Below are 18,108 nucleotides of genomic sequence, written 5' to 3'. Positions count from 1 at the left end.
GGCGGTCGTCCGTCCCCACGAGAGGAACTCCCATGACCGTTCTCCATTCCGTGCGCGTCCACCCGTCCAAGGACAACCTGCCCCGCGAGGAGCAGCTGGCCTGGAAGATGGCCGAGGTCGCCGCCGACCCGGTCGAGGTCACCCCCGAGGTGACGGAGATGGTGATCAACCGGGTCCTGGACAACGCCTCGGTCGCGATCGCCTCCCTCAACCGCGACCCGATCGTCTCCGCCCGGGACCAGGCCCTGGCCCACGCGCCCACCCCGGGCGGCACGGGCTCGGGCCTCTACGGCGTGGACACCGCCACCCGCAAGGTCTCCCCCGAGTGGGCGGCGTGGGCCAACGGCGTGGCCGTGCGCGAGCTCGACTACCACGACACCTTCCTGGCCGCCGAGTACTCCCACCCCGGCGACAACATCCCCCCGATCCTGGCCGTGGCCCAGCACGTGGGGGCCACCGGCCACGACCTGGTCCGCGGCATCGCCACCGGCTACGAGCTGCAGGTGGACCTCGTGAAGGCGATCTGCCTGCACGCCCACAAGATCGACCACGTCGCCCACCTCGGCCCCTCCGCGGCCGCCGGGATCGGCACCCTGCTCGGCCTGCCCGTGGAGACGGTCTTCCACGCCATCGGCCAGGGACTGCACACCACCACCGCCACCCGCCAGTCCCGCAAGGGCGAGATCTCCACCTGGAAGGCCCACGCCCCGGCCTTCGCCGGGAAGATGGCCGTGGAGGCCGTGGACCGCGCCATGCGCGGGCAGACCTCCCCCACCCCCATCTACGAGGGCGAGGACGGGGTCATCGCCTGGCTGCTGGACGGCCCGGGTGCGGCCTACGAGGTGCCGCTGCCGGCCCCCGGGGAGGCCAAGGCGGCAATCCTGGACACCTACACCAAGGAGCACTCGGCGGAGTACCAGGCGCAGGCCTGGATCGACCTGGCCCGCAAGCTGCACCGCGAGCACCCCGAGGCAAAGGACCCCGACAACGTGACCTCGGTGGTGATCCGCACCAGCCACCACACCCACTACGTCATCGGCTCCGGGGCCAACGACCCGCAGAAGTACGACCCCACCGCATCGCGGGAGACCCTCGACCACTCGATCCCCTACATCTTCACCGTGGCCCTGCAGGACGGCACCTGGCACCACGTGGACTCCTACGCCCCGGAGCGCGCCGGACGCCCGGACACCGTCGAGCTGTGGCAGAAGGTGACCACCGCCGAGGACCCCGAGTGGACCCGCCGCTACCACTCCCTGGACATCAGCGAGAAGGCCTTCGGCGGGTCGGTGGAGATCACCCTCACCGACGGCACCGTGATCACCGACGAGATCGCCGTGGCCGACGCCCACCCGCTGGGCGCCCGCCCGTTCGCCCGCGAGCAGTACGTCACCAAGCTGCGGACGCTGGCCGCCGGGATCGTCGCCGACGACGAGCTGGACCGGTTCATCGCCGCCGCCGAGAACCTCCCGGCCCTGGGCGCCGGCGAGCTCGACGCCCTCAACGTCACCGCCTCGCATCCCCTGCGCACCGGCACGAAGGGAATCTTCTAAGCCATGCTGTTCTCCACCACCACCCCCGAGGCCAAGCGGATCGCCCTGCGCGAGATGCTGGCCGGCCCGTCCACCGTCCGCTTCCCCGGCGCCTACACCCCGCTGTCCACGAAGCTCATCCAGGAGCAGGGCTTCGACGGCGTCTACATCTCCGGGGCCGTGCTCGCCAACGAGCTCGGCTTCCCCGACATCGGGCTCACCGCCCTGCCCGAGGTGGCCGCCCGGGCCGGGCAGATCGCCCGGGTGACCGACCTGCCGTGCCTCGTGGACGCCGACACCGGCTTCGGCGAGCCCATGAACGTGGCCCGCACCGTCCAGGAGCTCGAGAACGCCGGCCTGGCCGGGTGCCACATCGAGGACCAGTTCAACCCCAAGCGCTGTGGCCACCTGGACGGCAAGAACGTCGTGGACCTGGCCACCGCCGTCAAGCGGATCCGGGCCGCCGCCGAGGCCCGCCGGGACCCGAACTTCCTGATCATGGCCCGCACCGACATCCGCGGCGTCGAGGGCCTGGACGCCGCCACCGACCGGGCGAAGGCCCTGGTGGACGCCGGGGCGGACGCGATCTTCCCCGAGGCCATGGCCGACCTGTCCGAGTTCGAGGCGATGCGGGCCGCGGTGGACGTGCCGATCCTGGCGAACATGACCGAGTTCGGGAAGTCGCAGCTGTTCACCGCCGACCAGCTCCAGGACGCCGGGGTGAACATGATCATCTACCCGGTGACCCTGATGCGCGCCGCCCTGGGCGCCATGGAGCGCGTGCTGGACACCCTCCGCACCGACGGCACCCAGGAGGCGGCCGTGCCGGAGATGCTCACTCGCGCCCGGCTCTACGAACTGGTGGACTACAACGGGTACAACCAGTTCGACTCCGGGGTCTTCGACTTCGAGGTCCCCGGGCTGCACCACTGACCGCACCCACCGCACCGACCACGTGAAGGAGACCACCATGACCGAGACCCAGAGCGAGGTCCACAAGGGACTGGCCGGCGTCGTCGCCGACTACACGGCCATCTCCAAGGTCAACCCGGACACCAACTCCCTGCTCTACCGCGGCTATCCCGTCCAGGAGCTCGCGGCGAACTGCTCCTTCGAGCAGGTCGCCCTGCTGCTGTGGAACGGCGAGCTGCCCACGGACGAGGAGCTGGCGGAGTTCCGGGCCCGGGAGCGGGAGCACAGGGCGCTGACGCCCGAGCTCAAGGCGATCATCGACGCCCTGCCGACCACCTGCCACCCCATGGACGTGTGCCGCACCGCGGCCTCCGTCCTGGGCGCCCAGGACCCGCAGGCCGAGGACTCCTCCCCCGCGGCGAACCTGGCCAAGGCGCAGAAGCTGTTCGCGGCGATGCCCGCCGTCGTCTGCTACGACCAGCGCCGACGCCGCGGCCAGGACGTGGTGGAGCCGCGCGACGACCTCGACTACTCGGCGAACTTCCTGTGGATGGCCTTCGGCGAGGAGGCCGACCCCCAGGTCGTCGAGGCGTTCAACGTGTCGATGATCCTCTACGCCGAGCACTCCTTCAACGCCTCGACGTTCACGGCCCGGGTGGTGACCTCGACCCTGTCGGACCTGCACTCGGCGGTCACGGCCGCCATCGGCGCGCTCAAGGGCCCGCTGCACGGCGGGGCCAACGAGGCCGTCATGGAGACGTTCGTGGAACTGGGCATCCGCAAGGAGGAGACCGAGGCCGAGGCCGAGACCCGCGCCAAGGCCTGGATGGACGAGGCCCTGGCGGCGAAGAAGAAGGTCATGGGCTTCGGCCACCGCGTGTACAAGCACGGTGACTCGCGGGTGCCCACCATGAAGGCGGCCCTGGACACGATGGTCGCCCACTACGGCCGGGGCGAGCTGCTGGGCCTGTACAACGGGCTCGAGCGGTCCATGGACCAGGCGAAGGGCATCAAGCCCAACCTCGACTACCCCGCCGGTCCCACCTACTGGCTCATGGGCTTCGACATCCCCACGTTCACCCCGCTGTTCGTGGCCGCCCGGATCACCGGCTGGACCGCGCACGTCATGGAGCAGGTGGCCGCCAACTCCCTGATCCGCCCGCTGTCCGAGTACAACGGCCCGGACGAGCGGCACCTGTAGCGCGCCGGGCAGGGGGCGGGTCCGGGGACCCGCCCCTTGCCCGTCCCCGCCGGTCCGCTCCCGTCCCGCGACGGTCCGGACGGGAGACGTCCGGGCGGGACGCGGCGGGCTCAGTAGGTGGGCGCCGCGGGCAGCCCCATGTAGTGCTCGAGCGTGGGGATGTCCTGGTCGACCATGCCGGAGGCCACGTGCACGCCGACGTAGCGCAGGTGCCACGGCTCGTAGGCGTAGCCCGTGGTCGCGGTCCGGCCGCGGGGATACCGCACGACGAAGCCGTGCTCGTGGGCGTGCTCGCGCGCCCACGCCCCGGCCGGGGTCCCCTCGAAGCAGCTCTGCAGACCGCACTCCCCGCTCGGGTCGCCGATGTCCATGACCAGCCCGGTCTGGTGCTCGCTGTGACCCGGCCTCGCCGAGATCAGGTCCGCCTGCGCCTGCCCGTAGCGCGCCACGTAGTCGCGGTAGAGGCCGGCCTGCGTGGTGTAGGAGCGGTAGCCGCTGACCGCGGTCAGAGGAGCCCCGTCCGCCGCCGCGGCCCGCTGCATCCGCCGGAACGCCGCGGCGGCGTCCGCCCGCAGGAGCTGCCCGCCCACGGACTCGAGGGGGCGCGGCACGTGGTCGGCCGGGTCGAGGGGGCGGCGCTTGTTGACGACGACGTACACCGACGCGGCACGGTCGATCTCCCGGACCACCCAGGTCCCGGCGCCGCGGGCCCAGCTGACGGACCCGCGCTGGAAGGTCTGACGGCAGCCGCCGCCCGTGCAGGACTCCGCCGAAACCGGATACCCCAGGGCGCCGTGCTCCGCGCCGTGGCGCAGCCAGGCCGCCCGGATGCCGCCGCCGGTGGGATGCGCCCCGCTCGGCCGCGACCACACCACGACCCCGCCCTCGAAGGCCTGGTGGCAGCCGGCGTCGCGCAGTCCGCACACCTCACGGCCCACGGGGTAGCCCAGCGGCCCCCGCTCGTGGTCCTGCGCGGCCCACGCCGCACGGATCGCACCCCACGTGGGACGGGCCCCGGTCCGCGGGGACCAGTGGATGGTCCCGCGCTCGAACTTCTGGTAGCAGCCGCCCCGGACGAGCCCGCACCGCTCGGCCCCCAGGGCCCGGCCGAGCCGGCCGTCCGCTCCCCCGAGCCGCTGGTGCTCGGCCTGGATCGCCGTGGCCCCGAACGCCGGGGTGCCGAGGCCCGGGAGGGCCAGTCCGAGGGCGAACAGCAGGACGAGCAGCATCCGGCCCGTCCGCCCGGTCCTCCGCGTGCTGGGCTGCGTGGTCTGCCGTGTGCTGTGCCGCGTGGTCTCGCGCATGACGTCCCCGTCCGTCCGCCGAGCGGAGCGCTCGGGCGTGCGTCCAGGCTAGGCCGCGGGCGGGCCTTCCCGAAAGCACCGGCGCGTGTGTGACCCCTCCGGGACGCGCTGCCGGTGACCCGCCCCGGCTACCGGGCGCGGGGGTGGGCTGCGGCGTAGACCTCGCGCAGGGAGTCAACGGTCACCAGGGTGTAGACCTGGGTGGTGCTGACCGACGCGTGGCCGAGCAGCTCCTGGACGACCCGCAGGTCGGCGCCGCCCTCGAGGAGGTGGGTCGCGAAGGAGTGGCGCAGCGTGTGCGGGGTGATCCGGTCGCCCAGGCCCACCCGCTCCGCCGCGCTCTTCACCGTGGTCCACGCCGTCTGGCGGCTGATCCGCTCGCCCCGGGCGTTGAGGAACAGCGCGGGGGTGCCTCGTCCCCGGGCGGCGAGCGCGGGCCGGCCCCGCACGAGCCACTCGTCCACGGCGCGCACGGCCCAGGAGCCGAGCGGCACCATCCGTTCCTTGCCGCCCTTGCCGAACAGCCGCACGAAGGGCATCCCCGCTCCGCTCTCCTCCGGTTCCCCGCTGCGGCGCACGGCCCGGGAGAGGTCGTCGACGTCGAGGCCGGTCGCCTCCGAGATCCGGGCGCCCGTCGAGTAGAGCAGCTCCAGCAGCGCCCGGTCGCGCAGCTGCTGGGGGGTGTCGGTGCCGGTCGACTCGAGCAGCGCGGTGACCTGCTCGACCGGGACGGCCTTGGGCAGGCGCATCCCGGGCGTGGGCGGCTGGACGGGGGCCGCGGGGTCCGTGCGCGTCATCCCCTCGAGGACCCAGAACCGGTGGGCGCCCCGGACCGCGACGAGGGTGCGGGCGGCGCTGCGGGTGCTCAGGGGCGCGCTGTCCTGCGACCCGGCGGACAGGTCCCGGAGGAAGTCGCGCACGTGACCGGTGGTGATGCCCTCCGGGGTGGTCACGGGCGGGTCCGTCCGCTCGCGGAGGTGCTCGGCGTAGCGGCGCAGGTCCCGGCGGTAGGCGGCCAGCGTGTTGGCGGCCAGGCCCCGTTCGACGGCCAGGTGCTGCAGATAGCGCTCCAGGGCGCGGTCGAGCGCGTCGCCGGGGTGGTCACCGGACGGGGCGCCGGGCGAGGTCCCGGACGTCCCGCCGGTGGGGAGGCCGGTCACCGGAGGTCGGGGTGACCGGGCCACGGGGCGTCGGCCGGGCGCAGGGACCGGTAGCCCTCCGCCCGGGCGGCGTGGGCGGCAAGGACCCCGATCACCGCGGCGGGCGAGTTCAGCCGGCCCTCCAGCACCGCCCGCACCGCGCCGTCGAGCGGGACCCACGCCCCGTGGATCTCCGCCTCCTCGCCGTCCCGCTCGTGGAGCTCGTGGTCGGGGACGTCGCTGAGACCACGGGCCAGGAAGATCCGGTTGGCCTCCGAGGAGGAACCGGGGCTGTTGTGGAAGTCCACGAGCACGTCCCAGCGCTCGGCCCGCAGGTCGGCCTCCTCCGCGAGCTCCCGCTGGGCCGCCACGGCGGGGTCCTCCCCCTCGACGTCGAGCAGGCCGGCGGGGATCTCCCACATGGTCATCCCGACCGGCCGGCGGTACTGGTTGATCAGGAACACCTCGTCGCGGTCGTTGAGCACGAGCACGGACACGGCGCCGGGGTGGGTGATGTAGTCGCGCCGCAGCGGGTCCTCCCCCCGGGCGAGCTCGAACTCGTCGCGCCGGACGTCCCAGATGAAGCCCTCGTAGACCGTCTCGGAGGCCACCGTGCGGCGGTCGCTGAGCTGGTCGGAGAGCTCCTCGGGTGCGAGGTGGCGGATGTCCATGGGGTCCCTTTCGGAGCGGCCGCCGTCGCGGGGCGACGGGAGCGGCGGGCGGGGTGCGGGTGGGGAGACGGTGCAGGCGCCGGTCCTCGCGAGGACCGGCGCCTGCACCGGGACGCCCGTGCGGTGACGGGCGGGGGCTCAGCGGCCCTCGGCCTGACGGCGCTCGAGGGCCGCCTTGACGAGCCCGTCGAACAGCGGGTGCGGGCGGGTCGGGCGGGACATGAGCTCGGGGTGCGCCTGGGTGCCCACGTAGTACGGGTGGACGTCAGCGGGCAGCTCCACGAACTCCACGAGGGTGCCGCCCGGAGAGGTCCCGGAGATCACGAGCCCCGCCTCCTCGAGGCGCTCCCGGTACTCGTTGTTGACCTCGTAGCGGTGACGGTGGCGCTCCTTGACCTCGGTGGAGCCGTAGGCGCCGGCCACGACGGACCCGGGCCGCAGCTGCGCGTCGTAGAGGCCGAGCCGCATGGTGCCGCCCAGGTCACCGGCACCCTCGACGAACTGCTTCTGCTCGTCCATGGTCGCCACGACCGGGTGGGCGGTCTCCGGCTCGAACTCGGTCGAGGAGGCCCCCGCCAGGCCGAGCTCCGAGCGGGCGAACTCGATGACCATGCACTGCAGGCCCAGGCACAGCCCGAGGGTCGGGATGCGGTGCTCCCGGGCGAAGCGCAGGGTGCCGAGCTTGCCCTCGATGCCGCGGATGCCGAAGCCCCCGGGGACGCAGATCGCGTCGACGTCGCCGAGCTCGCGCTGGGCGCCCTCCGGCGTCTCGCACAGGTCCGAGGCCACCCACTTGATCTTCACGCGGGCGTCGTTGGCGAAGCCGCCGGCCCGCAGGGCCTCGGAGACCGACAGGTAGGCGTCCGGCAGGTCGATGTACTTCCCGACCATGGCCACCGTGACGAAGTGGGAGGGCTCGTGCACGGCCTTGAGCAGCCGCTCCCACTGCGCCAGGTCCGCGTCCCGGTAGTCCAGCCCCAGGTAGTCGAGGATGTAGGTGTCGAGCCCCTGGCTGTGCAGGGTCCGGGGGATGTCGTAGATGCTCGGGGCGTCGGGGCAGGAGATCACGGCGTCGTGGTCGACGTCGCAGGCGTTGCCGATCTTGCGCAGCATCGTGTCCGGCACCTGCCGGTCGGAGCGCAGCACCAGCGCGTCCGGCTGGATGCCGAGCCCGCGCAGCGCCGCCACGGAGTGCTGGGTCGGCTTGGTCTTCAGCTCGCCCGAAGGACCGATGTACGGGATCAGGGAGACGTGCAGGTAGAACACGTTGCGGCGGCCGACGTCCTGGCGGACCTGCCGCGCGGCCTCGAGGAACGGCTGGGACTCGATGTCGCCGACCGTGCCGCCGATCTCGGTGATGATGATGTCCGGCTGGTCGTCGCCCTGCGCGCGGCGGCGCATGCGGTTCTTCAGCTCGTCGGTGATGTGGGGGATGACCTGGACGGTGTCCCCGAGGTACTCGCCGCGGCGCTCCTTGGCGATGACCGTGGAGTACACCTGTCCGGTGGTCACGTTCGCCGAGGCGTCGAGGTTCTCGTCGAGGAACCGCTCGTAGTGGCCGATGTCGAGGTCGGTCTCCGCCCCGTCGTCGGTCACGAAGACCTCGCCGTGCTGGAAGGGGTTCATGGTGCCCGGATCGACGTTGAGGTACGGATCCAGCTTCTGCATCGTCACGGAGAGCCCGCGCGCCCGCAGCAGCATCCCGAGGGACGAGGCCGTCAGGCCCTTGCCGAGGGAGGAGGCCACGCCGCCCGTCACGAAGATCTGGCGGGTCACCTTGCCCGGTCGCTGGTTTTCGGTCTGCTGTGCGCCGGCCTCGTGGGCGGCTTCGTTTGCATTCACCACGGAATTCGACCCTATCATTCTTGTCCGCTCAGGACGTCGGTTGCGTGCTGGGGATCACCGGGCGGCGGCACCTCAGAGCACCGCGCCACGGACGAGCTCCCGGGCGTGCTCACGGGCCGCCGCGGAGTCCTCGTGGCCGGCGAGCATGCGGGCGAGCTCCACCACGCGCTCCTCCGTGTCGAGCACGCGCACGTCGCTGACCGTGGCGTCCGTGCTCTTGGTGACGAGGATGTGCTGGTCGGCGAACGCCGCGACCTGCGGCAGGTGCGTCACCACGAGGACCTGGACGTGCTGGGCGAGCATCTTCAGCCGGCGGCCGATCTCCACGGCGGCCTTGCCGCCCACCCCCGAGTCCACCTCGTCGAAGACGAAGGTGGGCACGGGGTCCACGGCGGCGAGGACCACCTCGATGGCGAGCATGAGACGGGACAGCTCACCGCCGGAGGCGCCCTTGCCGAGGGGCCGGGGCGCGGCGGCGGCGTGCGGTCTGAGGAGGAACGAGATCTCGTCCCTCCCGTGGCCGGAGAACTCCTCGGTGGGCTCGACCTCGATGACGAGGGAGGCGTTGGGCATGGCCAGCGCCGTGAGCTCGGAGCTGACGGCCCCGGAGAGCCGGTGGGCGGCGTCCCGGCGCCGTTCGGTCATCCGCGCGGCCAGCTCGCTCAGCTCGGCGTGCAGCTGCTCGAGCCGCGCCCGGAGCTCCTGCTCCCGCGCAGGGTCGTCCGTCAGCTCGTCGAGGCGCGCCCGCGAGCGCCCCGCCCAGTCGAGGACCTCGTCCACGGTGGCGCCGTACTTGCGGGTCAGGGACTTGAGCTTGGCCCGCCGGGACTCCACCTCGGCCAGGCGGGCGGGGCCCTCGTCGTCGAGCCCCGAGGCGTATCCCGAGAGGTCCGCGGCGATGTCGTTGACGAGCACGGCCAGCTCGGCGACCCGCCCCGACAGCTCCTCGAGATCACGGTCGGAGCCGGCCTCCTGCTCCAGGGCCCGGTGCGCCGCCGCCACGAGGGCGGTCGCGTCCGGGGTGTCGGCGTCGGCGAACTCCCCGCCGCTCAGAGCGGCGTGGGCCGTGAGGGCGGCGGCGCGCAGCTGCTCGAGGTTGGTCAGCTTCTGGCTCTCCTGGTCGAGGCGCTCGTCCTCGCCGGGCTGAGGGTCCACGGCGTCGATCTCCTCGAGGGCGCCCTGCAGACTCTGCGCCTCGAGGGCGCGTTCGCGGCCGTGCTCGGTGACCTCGCGCAGGGTCTGCTGCACGGAGCGGTACTCGGCGAGGCGCTCCCGGTAGCGGCGCAGCTCGGCGGCCAGCTCCTCCCCCGCGTACTGGTCCAGGGCGTGGCGCTGGGCGGCCGGGGACCTCAGCCGCAGCTGGTCGGACTGGCCGTGCACCGCCACCAGGGTCTGGCCCACCGCGGAGAGGGTGCCCACGGGAGCGGAGCGGCCACCGACGTGGGCGCGGCTGCGCCCCTCCGCGGTCACCGTCCGCGCGACGGTGACGAGGGCCTCCTCGGCGTCCCCGACGGCCTCGACGTCGACCGCGCCGCCGGCGTCCTCGACGAGGACCGCGGCGGGATGGCCGGCCGGCACCCGCACGACGGCCTCGGCGACGGCCTTGGGCGCCCCGGAGCGCACGGCGCCGGCGTCGGAGCGGTTGCCCAGCAGCATCCCGAGGGCGGTCACCACCATGGTCTTGCCCGCGCCGGTCTCACCGGAGAGGATGCTCAGCCCCGGGCCGAGGGGCAGCACGGCGTCGGTGATGACCCCGAGGTCGTGGATGCGGATCTCCTCGATCATTCAGCCGGCCTCCCCGGACTCGTCGTGGGTACGGTGGGCGCCGGGGCGTCCGGCTCGTGCGGCATCTCGTGCCCGACGGTGGACTTCTGCTGCTCCTGCGCCTCGTCGCCGCGGACGACGGGCAGGGCCGTGGTCCGCGCCGCGGCCGCCTCGTGCGGGGGCACCGGCCCCCGCCAGCCGCTCGTGGGCAGCTCGAACTTCCGCACGAGCCGCTCCGAGAAGGGGGTGAGGTGCATCCGCGCGAGATTGACCGCCTTCGGGGAGCGCACCACCTCGATCCGGGAGCCCGGCGGCAGCTCGGTGGTCCGGCGGCCGTCGCACCACAGCACGCCGCGGGCGTCGGTGCGGGTGAGGACCTCGACGGCCATCATGGAGTTCGGGGAGATGACCAGGGGCCGGGAGAACAGGGCGTGGGCGCTGAGGGGCACCATGAGCAGCGCCTCGACCTCTGGCCACACCACGGGCCCGCCTGCGGAGAACGCGTAGGCGGTGGATCCGGTCGGGGTGGCGAGGACCACACCGTCGCACCCGAAGGTGCTCAGCGGCCGGCGGTCCACCTCGATGACCACCTCGACCATCTTCTCGCGGTCGCCCTTCTCCACCGAGGCCTCGTTCAGCGCCCAGGTGTGCAGGACCTTCTTCTCGCCCTGCCACACGGTGACGTCGATCGTCATGCGCTGCTCCACCGTGTAGCGCCCGTCCACGATGGCCTCCACGGACTCGCGCAGGTCGGAGCGCTCGCTCTCGGCGAGGAAGCCCACGTGGCCCAGGTTGACCCCGAGCAGCGGGGTGTCAACGCTGCGCACCAGTTCGGCGGCGCGCAGGATGGACCCGTCCCCGCCGAGCACCATGACGAGCTCGATCTCCCGCAGGGAGACGTCCTCCTCGATGACCTCCACGGGCGCGAGCGGCTCCGCGTCCTCCTGGAGCGCCTCGAGGTCCGCCCGCGAGATCACCGGCACCAGGCCGGCCTCGTGCAGCTGGAGACAGGAGTCGCGGGCGGCGTCCTTGGCCTCTTGCCGGCCCATGTGGGCCATGACCAGGATCTTTCTGCTCACCGGGTCCTCCCGTTCTCGACTGCTCGGTGCGCGCGGGCGTCGTCAGGACCGGGACCGGCCCGTGGCGCACGCCGTGCCCGCGGACCGGGCACCGCTCACCACCCTACGCGAGGGCGGGGACAGTCAGGACGGCTGGTCCCGGCGGCACCACAGGAAGAACTCGTGGTTGCCGTCCTGGCCCGGCAGCGGGCTGCGCTCCCGGCCCCGGACCGACAGTCCGTGGGCCCGGGCGGCGGCGGCCACGGCCTCGACGGCCCGGGCCCGCTCCTGCTCGCTCGTGACCACCCCCGTGCGCGCGAGGCGCTCGGCACCAACCTCGAACTGCGGCTTGACCATGAGCACGAGGTCACCGCCCGGCACCGTGGCCGCCGCCAGCGGCTCCAGGACCAGGGTGAGCGAGATGAAGGACAGGTCGCAGACCGTGAGCTCCGCCGGGCCGCCGATGTCCTCGGGGCGCATCCAGCGCACGTTCATGCCCTCCAGCACCCGCACCCGGGGGTCGGCCCGGAGCGAGGGGTCGAGCTGGTCGTGGCCCACGTCCACGGCGACCACCTCCCGGGCGCCCCGTCGCAGCAGCACGTCGGTGAACCCGCCCGTCGAGGCGCCGGCGTCGAGGCACCGCTTGCCCCCCACGCCGATGGCCGGGAAGGCCGCGAGCGCTCCGGCGAGCTTGTGCCCGGCCCGGCTGACGTAGTCCGGGACGTCCGCGGGCCGGACCTCCAGCAGGTCCTCGGGGCCGACCCGGACGGAGGGCTTGGTCGCGGGGCGGCCGTTCACGAGGACACGGCCCTCGCCGATCCACCGGGCGGCGACCGTGCGGGAGCGGGCCAGCGCCCGCGCGGTCAGCTCCTGGTCGAGACGGGAGCTCACCGGTGCGCCGCCTCCTCCTGTCCGGTGCCGGGTCGCGGCACGAGGCCGGCGGGGACCGTGCCGGGCTCGGCGTCGAGCTCGGCGACGAGTGCCGCGTGCAGCTCGTCGTAGCGGCCGGGGTGCTCCGCGACCGGCAGCGCCTCCAGCTCACCGGCACGGTCCAGCACGGCGTCCACCCGGGCGTGACCGGTCGGGCGCAGGGCTGCGCCGTCGTCCCCGGCCGGGCGCTGCGCCCCGGCGCCCCCGGTCACTCGCCCGCCTCCCACTCGGGGTCCGGGACCACGGGGACGTCGGTGTCGGGGTGCGCCGCCCACCAGGCCGCGCACGCGGCCCGCCAGGCGTCGAGGTCGTCCTGGGCGCCGCGGATCCGCAGCCGCGTGCCGTCGGTCTCGGCCTCCGCCGCTCCGCAGCGCGCGGAGTGCGCTCCGGCGGAGGACGAGACCTCGACCTCGGGATACGGCTCGAAGAGCGCGTGCAGGGTCCCGACGACGTGGTCCGGGCGCTCCGCGCTGCACGCGGCGAGGATCGTGTGCACGGTGTCCACCCCCGTGAGGACCGCGATCGTCGCGAAGCCGGCGGCGTTGCCGCCCCGGATGTCGGTGTCCAGCCGGTCCCCCAGCACCACGGGCCGGGCGCTGCCCGCCCGCTCGGCGGCGGTGCGGAAGATGGGGGCCTCCGGCTTGCCGGCCACGACCGGCGGCCGCGCCGTCGTGGCCGCCACGGCGGCCACGAGCGTGCCGTTGCCGGGCGCCAGACCGCGGGCCTGCGGAATGGTGCGGTCGGTGTTGGTCGCGACCCACAGCACGTCCGGGTCGGCCAGCGTGTACGCGGCCTCGGCCAGCTCGGCCCAGCCCAGGCCGGGGTCGAAGCCCTGGATCACGGCGCGGGGCTCGTCGGACTGGGCGCGGACCGGGACCAGCCCGGCCTCCGCGACGACGTCGGCCAGGGCCTGGGAACCGGTGACGAGCACCGCGGTGCCGGCCGGGACCCGCTGCGCCAGGAGCTCGGCTCCCGCCTGCGCGGCGCTCACCACGCCGTCCGGGCCCGTGGGTACGCCCAGGTCCGTCAGGTGCTCGGCGACCGTCGCGACGGAGCGCGAGGCGTTGTTCGTCACGAACACCACGGGCACGCCGTCCTCGGAGATCCGGCGGAGGACCTCCGGTGCGCCGGGGATGGCGTGCGGGCCGGCGTAGACGACGCCGTCCAGATCGCTCAGGACGGCGTCGTACCGGTCGAGCAGCCGCTCAGCCACGCCGCGGGCCGCCGTCCGTGCCGTCGCTCGCCTCGTCACGCTCGTCGTCACTCGCGTCGTCGCCGTCGAGGTCGGTGAGATCCTCGTCGTCGTCCGGGTCGAGGTCGGCCTCGGAGCCGCCCTCGAAGTCGTCGTCCGGGTCCAGGTCGTGCTCCGAGCCCTCCGCCTCGTCGTCCGGATCCAGGTCCGGTTCCTCCTCGGTGCCCTCGTCGAGCACGTCCTCGCTCTCGTCGTCCGCCCCGCCGTCGGGGTCGAGGCCCGGATTGTCGCCGGAGGCCTCGACCGCGTCTGCGGCCGGTGCGTCCGCCGGGTCCGAGGTCGGGTCCTGGGCCGTGTCCTCGGCGTCGGCCAGGACGACGCCGCCGGCCGGCACCTGCTCGGTCTCCTCCTCGTCGTCGAAGTCGACGATCTCCGGCTCGGCGAACTGCCCCGTCCCGAGGGCGGCCTCGGCCACCACGGCCTGCCGGTCCCAGGTCAGGGCCTCGCGGTCCCTGCCGACGCCCCGCAGGGCCTCGGCGTAGGCGCGGAACAGCCGGGGGCTGTAGGGGAAGCCCCGGTTCCTGTCCAGCTGCGGAATGGTCAGCGCGTCCACCGCACCCTGGGCGTCCCCCTGGTCCCGGCGCATGCCGGCCAGCACGATGGCCAGTTCCACCTTCTCGCTGGGCTCGAGCGACTGCACGGCCTCCGACGTCGCGAGCTCCACAGCCTTGTCCAGGCGTCCGAGGGCCCGCTCGCAGTCGACCATCAGGGGCAGGTGGATGTCGGCTCCGGTCATCCGGCGGAACGTGCGCAGCTCCTTGAGCGCCAGTGCGTAGTCACCCGCCTCGTACGCCGCGACGCCGGTCGCCTCCCGCACGGCGGCGATGCGGCCGCCGCGCCGTCCCGCCGCCTGCGCGTGCTCCAGCGCGAGCTCGGGGACGTCGAAGAGGTAGCGCCCGGCCATGACCAGGTGCTTCGCGACGGCCTCGGCGTTGCGCGGCTCGAGCGCCCCCAGCTGGGCACGGGTCGGCTTGTCGAGCTCACGGCCCGTGATGTCCTCGTCCACCTCGGGCGCCCGGTGACGGTGGGTCGAGACGTCGTCCCGGTCGTCACGCCGGCCCCGGTAGCCCTCGTCGCGGTCCGGGAACCCGCCGCGTCGGTCACCTCGCGGCGCGTACCCGCCGCGGCGGTCGTCGCCGTGGCCTCCGCGACGGTCACCTTGCCGGTCGTCCCGCCGGTCACCTCGCGGGGCGTACCCGCCACGACGCTCGTCCTGCCGGTCATCGCGGCGACCGCGGTAGCCCTCGCCCTCCCGGCGCGGCCCCCGCTCACCCTGCCGGTCGTCACGCCGGTCACCGCGGGGGGCGTACCCGCCACGACGGTCGTCCTGCCGGTCATCGCGCCGGTCGCCTCGCGGGGCGTAGCCACCGCGACGGTCGTCCTGGCGGTCGTCGCGGCGACCGCGGTAGCCCTCGCCCTCCCGGCGCGGCCCCCGCTCACCCTGCCGGTCATCGCGCCGGTCACCGCGCGGGGCGTACCCGCCACGACGGTCGTCCTGCCGGTCATCGCGCCGGTCACCGCGCGGGGCGTAGCCACCGCGACGCTCGTCCTGGCGGTCGTCGCGGCGACCGCGGTAGCCCTCGCCCTCACGACGCGGCCCCCGCTCACCCTGACGGTCATCACGCCGGCGGTCGTCGCTGTAGCCTCCGCGACGATCACCTTGCCGGTCGTCCCGCCGGTCGCCTCGCGGCGCGTACCCGCCACGACGGTCGTCCTGACGGTCGCGGCCGGGCCGGTCGGCGGCTCCGCGGTCCTGGGAGTTGCGTCCGCGCGCCTCGCCGTCGCGAGCCGGACCGCGCTGCCCCTCGTCGAAACGGCGTCGGGGCTGGGCGCCGGACCGGTCGCCCTCGCGCCCGGCTCCTCCGCCGGACCGGCGGTCGCCGGAATGTCCGTTCCGACGCTCGTCCCGGGACCCGTGCTGGAAAGACTCGGACACGTACCGCTCCTCTGTGCCGACGCGGTGCCGGTCGGCTCTCGTGGATGTCGGCGGTGGCCGGAGAACGGTCCGCCATGATGATCGTTCCCATTGTATAAGCAGGTCCGACGACCCTCTGTCCCGATTCGTCCCCGGCCGCTCCCTCGTCGGATGATGGGCTCATGTCCAAAAAACCCCTCACGTCCCACCTCCTGGTGCGCGTGCTGCTCGGCATCGTCCTGGGCGTCGCCTGCGGTCTGTTCTTTCCCGAACCGCTCGCCCGAGTCTTCCTGACGTTCAACGGCCTCTTCAGCGCTTTCCTCGGCTTCATCGTCCCGCTGCTGATCGTCGGTCTCGTCACCCCGGCCATCGGCGACCTCGGCAGAGGGGCCGGCAAGTGGCTCGGCGTGACCGCCGCCATCGCGTACGCCTCCACCGTCCTCTCCGGTCTGCTGGCCTTCGCCGTCGCCCGCGCCGGATACCCGTGGCTGCTGGCCGGGGAGCGAGACGTCGACGCCCTGGCCAACCCGGAGGAGAGCGCCCTCGCCGGCTTCTTCACGCTCGAGATGGAACCCGTGTTCGGCGTCATGACAGCGCTTCTCCTGGCCTTCTGCCTGGGGGTGGGCATCACCCTCATACCGGGTGACACCCTCCACCGGAGCATGGACGACCTGCGCCGGATCATCATGCGCATCGTGGAGCTGGTCATCATCCCGCTGCTGCCCCTCTACATCTTCGGGATGTTCATGGGCCTCACCATGAACGGACAGATCCTGGTGGTCGTCGCCACCTTCTCGAAGGTGGTGCTCGTCGCCCTGGCCCTGTCCGTCGTGCTGCTCGTCGCCCAGTACGTCGTCGCGGGGATCTACGTGGGCCGCAACCCCGCGACCCTGCTGAAGAACATGCTGCCGGCCTACGCCACAGCGCTGGGCACGTCGTCCTCCGCCGCGACCATCCCGGTCACCCTGAGGTGCGCGGAGGCCAACGGCGTCCGTCCGTCCGTGGCAGGCTTCGTGATCCCGCTGAGCGCGACGATCCACCTCGCCGGGTCCACGCTGAAGATCGTGCTGTTCTCGACGGCCGTCATGACCATCACCGGCACCCCCGTCGACGACGTGGCCTACGTGGGCTTCATCCTCATGCTGGGGATCACGATGGTCGCCGCCCCGGGCGTTCCCGGCGGCGCGATCATGGCCGCCGTGGGTCTGCTCCAGGGCATGCTCGGCTTCGACGAGACCGCGGTGGCCCTGATGATCGCCACGTACATCGCCATCGACTCCTTCGGCACCGCGACGAACGTGACCGGGGACGGTGCCATCGCCGTGGTCATGAACAAGCTCATCGGCCGGCACACCGCGACCGGATCCGCACAGGAGAACCCGGCGGCGCTGACGCTGTCGGACGCACACACCGCTCGGTAGTCGTCCGGCTCCATCCGCTGCGGGGCGGGGCCCCGCAGCGCCCGCTCGGACGGCTCCCCTCGACCGGATGCCGCGGATCGTTCCCGAAGCTCCGCCTTGACCCGAGGTCCGGCGTCGGAGCCATCATCGGGCGGGGCACCCGTGCGGTGCCCCGCCGAGGAGCCGAGGGACGGCGCCGCCGGAGCAGAGGAGCCCTTCCATGACGAAGTACCTGATCTCGTTCCCGAGTGAGGCCATGGTGGTCCCCGAGGAGGATTTCGAGGCGGCGGTGGAGGCCTCGCACGCCGTCATCGAGGAGGCCAAGGCGGCGGGCGTGTACGTCTTCGGCGGCGGGATCGACGGGGCCTTCCCCGGCCGTGGGCCGAGCGGCCCGCGGGACATCAGGGACGAAGCATCCAGTAGAGCTCGGTGACCATGTCGGCAGGGTCGTCCCCCGGCCGCGGCTCGGTCACGTAGACCTCCCACATGCGGTCGCCGAGGGCGAGCCCCTGCTGCCCCGCCCACTCCGCCAGGTGCTGCCAGGATCGCCCGAGGTCGTCGTAGTTGCCGCGGTGCACGGACGTCGCCACGCGAGAGGCGGGCAGCCGGCCCGCCACCACTGCGCCCTTCGGGGAGACCTCCCCCTGCACCGGGAAACCCACCTCCAGGTGCACCGTCCCCGCCGGAACCCCGTGGTAGACGGCCATCGGAGGACCCGTCGGCTCGAACGCCCCGTCGGACATCGCCTGTCCCAGTTCGCCGAAGGCGCGGTCGAAGAACTCCCGCAGCTCGCCCATGGCCACCGTTCTCGTCACCACCGCCGTGGGCTGCTCGTCCTGCTCGATCACCCTCGGGGTGAAGGACTCATGGTCGGTCGCATCCATGCCCGCATTATCCGCTGTCGGCCGGTCCCGCGCTTCTGTGACGGACAGCGGTCGGTCCGTGGAGCGGCGGCCGTATCGCGGGTCCGGCTCGCTCGCCGGCGGCAGCGGGGCCCAAGGATGAGCACAGGCCCTCACCGTGGGATGAGGGCCTGTCCCGTATAGCTCGTGCTGGGTGTGGGCGTTAAATGTGGGGAGCCCCCGCACCGTGTGGTGCGGGGGCTCGACCCTGGTGGTGTGGTCCGGCGGTGTCCTACTCTCCCACACCCTTCCGGGTGCAGTACCATCGGCGCTGCGGGTCTTA

The 18,108-nt window shown here is 73.3% G+C and carries 16 protein-coding genes and 1 pseudogene; 6 read left to right on the top strand and 11 right to left on the bottom strand.

Annotated features, from left to right (window positions below; genetic code table 11):
• Window positions 1-32: 32 nt before the first annotated feature.
• From RF640_RS17215 to RF640_RS17205, 3 genes are read left to right on the top strand one after another with little or no spacing between them, the layout of a single operon-like run.
• The gene (locus RF640_RS17215; RefSeq protein WP_095651629.1) at window positions 33-1,553 is read left to right on the top strand and encodes an MmgE/PrpD family protein; all 1,521 of its coding nucleotides are present in this window, start codon (window positions 33-35) and stop codon (window positions 1,551-1,553) included.
• Window positions 1,554-1,556: 3 nt separating this feature from the next.
• Window positions 1,557-2,465 carry a methylisocitrate lyase gene (gene prpB, locus RF640_RS17210; protein ID WP_035924072.1) on the top strand — a complete coding sequence of 303 codons (909 nt, stop codon included), beginning with the start codon at window positions 1,557-1,559 and terminating at the stop codon, window positions 2,463-2,465.
• A gap of 37 nt (window positions 2,466-2,502) precedes the next feature.
• Window positions 2,503-3,645, top strand: coding sequence for a bifunctional 2-methylcitrate synthase/citrate synthase (locus tag RF640_RS17205; RefSeq protein ID WP_017834270.1), 1,143 nt, complete (start codon window positions 2,503-2,505; stop codon window positions 3,643-3,645).
• Window positions 3,646-3,755: 110 nt separating this feature from the next.
• On the opposite strand, the gene RF640_RS17200 is transcribed toward RF640_RS17205, so the two are convergent.
• The 10 genes from RF640_RS17200 to RF640_RS17155 all read right to left on the bottom strand — a co-directional run bounded on the left by RF640_RS17200 (window position 3,756) and on the right by RF640_RS17155 (window position 14,614).
• Window positions 3,756-4,949, bottom strand: a complete 1,194-nt coding sequence (locus tag RF640_RS17200; protein ID WP_368828457.1) for a D-alanyl-D-alanine carboxypeptidase family protein — start codon at window positions 4,947-4,949, stop codon at window positions 3,756-3,758.
• A gap of 128 nt (window positions 4,950-5,077) precedes the next feature.
• Window positions 5,078-6,022 carry a site-specific tyrosine recombinase XerD gene (locus tag RF640_RS17195; RefSeq protein WP_244296729.1) on the bottom strand — a complete coding sequence of 315 codons (945 nt, stop codon included), beginning with the start codon at window positions 6,020-6,022 and terminating at the stop codon, window positions 5,078-5,080.
• Window positions 6,023-6,105: 83 nt separating this feature from the next.
• Window positions 6,106-6,759, bottom strand: a complete 654-nt coding sequence (locus RF640_RS17190) for an NUDIX hydrolase (protein WP_017834272.1) — start codon at window positions 6,757-6,759, stop codon at window positions 6,106-6,108.
• Window positions 6,760-6,897: 138 nt separating this feature from the next.
• A complete protein-coding gene (locus tag RF640_RS17185) occupies window positions 6,898-8,622 on the bottom strand; it encodes a CTP synthase (RefSeq protein ID WP_368828456.1) in 1,725 nt (574 codons plus the stop codon).
• Between the two features lie 54 nt (window positions 8,623-8,676).
• A complete protein-coding gene (recN, locus tag RF640_RS17180) occupies window positions 8,677-10,389 on the bottom strand; it encodes a DNA repair protein RecN (RefSeq protein WP_336650727.1) in 1,713 nt (570 codons plus the stop codon).
• Window positions 10,386-11,447 (bottom strand): NAD kinase, encoded by a 1,062-nt coding sequence (locus RF640_RS17175; protein ID WP_081615829.1) that lies wholly within the window; start codon window positions 11,445-11,447, stop codon window positions 10,386-10,388. The genes recN and RF640_RS17175 overlap by 4 nt, the downstream gene beginning before the upstream one ends.
• A 123-nt stretch (window positions 11,448-11,570) precedes the next feature.
• The gene (locus tag RF640_RS17170) at window positions 11,571-12,317 is read right to left on the bottom strand and encodes a TlyA family RNA methyltransferase (protein WP_109244424.1); all 747 of its coding nucleotides are present in this window, start codon (window positions 12,315-12,317) and stop codon (window positions 11,571-11,573) included.
• Window positions 12,314-12,568 (bottom strand): hypothetical protein, encoded by a 255-nt coding sequence (locus RF640_RS17165; protein ID WP_109244423.1) that lies wholly within the window; start codon window positions 12,566-12,568, stop codon window positions 12,314-12,316. Before RF640_RS17165 ends, RF640_RS17170 begins: the two co-directional genes overlap by 4 nt.
• Entirely contained in the window at window positions 12,565-13,569 is a 1,005-nt protein-coding gene (locus RF640_RS17160) for an HAD-IIA family hydrolase (protein ID WP_017834278.1), read from the bottom strand. Before RF640_RS17160 ends, RF640_RS17165 begins: the two co-directional genes overlap by 4 nt.
• A complete protein-coding gene (locus tag RF640_RS17155; protein ID WP_368828455.1) occupies window positions 13,562-14,614 on the bottom strand; it encodes a hypothetical protein in 1,053 nt (350 codons plus the stop codon). Before RF640_RS17155 ends, RF640_RS17160 begins: the two co-directional genes overlap by 8 nt.
• A 12-nt stretch (window positions 14,615-14,626) precedes the next feature.
• On the opposite strand from RF640_RS17155, the gene RF640_RS17150 reads away from it, so the two are divergent.
• The 3 genes and pseudogenes from RF640_RS17150 to RF640_RS17140 all read left to right on the top strand — a co-directional run.
• The gene (locus tag RF640_RS17150; protein ID WP_368828454.1) at window positions 14,627-15,622 is read left to right on the top strand and encodes a hypothetical protein; all 996 of its coding nucleotides are present in this window, start codon (window positions 14,627-14,629) and stop codon (window positions 15,620-15,622) included.
• An 83-nt stretch (window positions 15,623-15,705) separates the two neighbouring features.
• Window positions 15,706-16,944 (top strand): dicarboxylate/amino acid:cation symporter, encoded by a 1,239-nt coding sequence (locus RF640_RS17145; protein WP_109244421.1) that lies wholly within the window; start codon window positions 15,706-15,708, stop codon window positions 16,942-16,944.
• 199 nt (window positions 16,945-17,143) lie between these two features.
• Window positions 17,144-17,284: pseudogene (locus RF640_RS17140) on the top strand (transcription initiation protein); the annotation flags it as partial.
• A 40-nt stretch (window positions 17,285-17,324) separates the two neighbouring features.
• Here the strand turns inward: RF640_RS17140 and RF640_RS17135 are convergent.
• A complete protein-coding gene (locus tag RF640_RS17135) occupies window positions 17,325-17,807 on the bottom strand; it encodes a GyrI-like domain-containing protein (RefSeq protein ID WP_368828453.1) in 483 nt (160 codons plus the stop codon).
• Window positions 17,808-18,108: the final 301 nt, after the last annotated feature.

It is taken from the genome of Kocuria sp. CPCC 205231, assembly GCF_040980965.1.
GTDB lineage: Bacteria > Actinomycetota > Actinomycetes > Actinomycetales > Micrococcaceae > Kocuria > Kocuria rosea.
The sequence above is the reverse complement of the archived record's forward strand: the minus strand, read 5'-3'. Positions and strand labels throughout refer to the sequence as shown.

Excerpts from the sequence above, each read along its gene's own strand:
- RF640_RS17215 (WP_095651629.1), top strand. The coding sequence starts at position 33 with ATGACCGTTCTCCATTCCGTGCGCGTCCACCCGTCCAAGGACAACCTG.
- prpB (WP_035924072.1), top strand. The coding sequence starts at position 1,557 with ATGCTGTTCTCCACCACCACCCCCGAGGCCAAGCGGATCGCCCTGCGC.
- RF640_RS17205 (WP_017834270.1), top strand. The coding sequence starts at position 2,503 with ATGACCGAGACCCAGAGCGAGGTCCACAAGGGACTGGCCGGCGTCGTC.
- RF640_RS17185 (WP_368828456.1), bottom strand. The coding sequence starts at position 8,622 with ATGATAGGGTCGAATTCCGTGGTGAATGCAAACGAAGCCGCCCACGAG.
- RF640_RS17190 (WP_017834272.1), bottom strand. The coding sequence starts at position 6,759 with ATGGACATCCGCCACCTCGCACCCGAGGAGCTCTCCGACCAGCTCAGC.
- RF640_RS17135 (WP_368828453.1), bottom strand. The coding sequence starts at position 17,807 with ATGGATGCGACCGACCATGAGTCCTTCACCCCGAGGGTGATCGAGCAG.
- recN (WP_336650727.1), bottom strand. The coding sequence starts at position 10,389 with ATGATCGAGGAGATCCGCATCCACGACCTCGGGGTCATCACCGACGCC.
- RF640_RS17145 (WP_109244421.1), top strand. The coding sequence starts at position 15,706 with ATGTCCAAAAAACCCCTCACGTCCCACCTCCTGGTGCGCGTGCTGCTC.
- RF640_RS17200 (WP_368828457.1), bottom strand. The coding sequence starts at position 4,949 with ATGCGCGAGACCACGCGGCACAGCACACGGCAGACCACGCAGCCCAGC.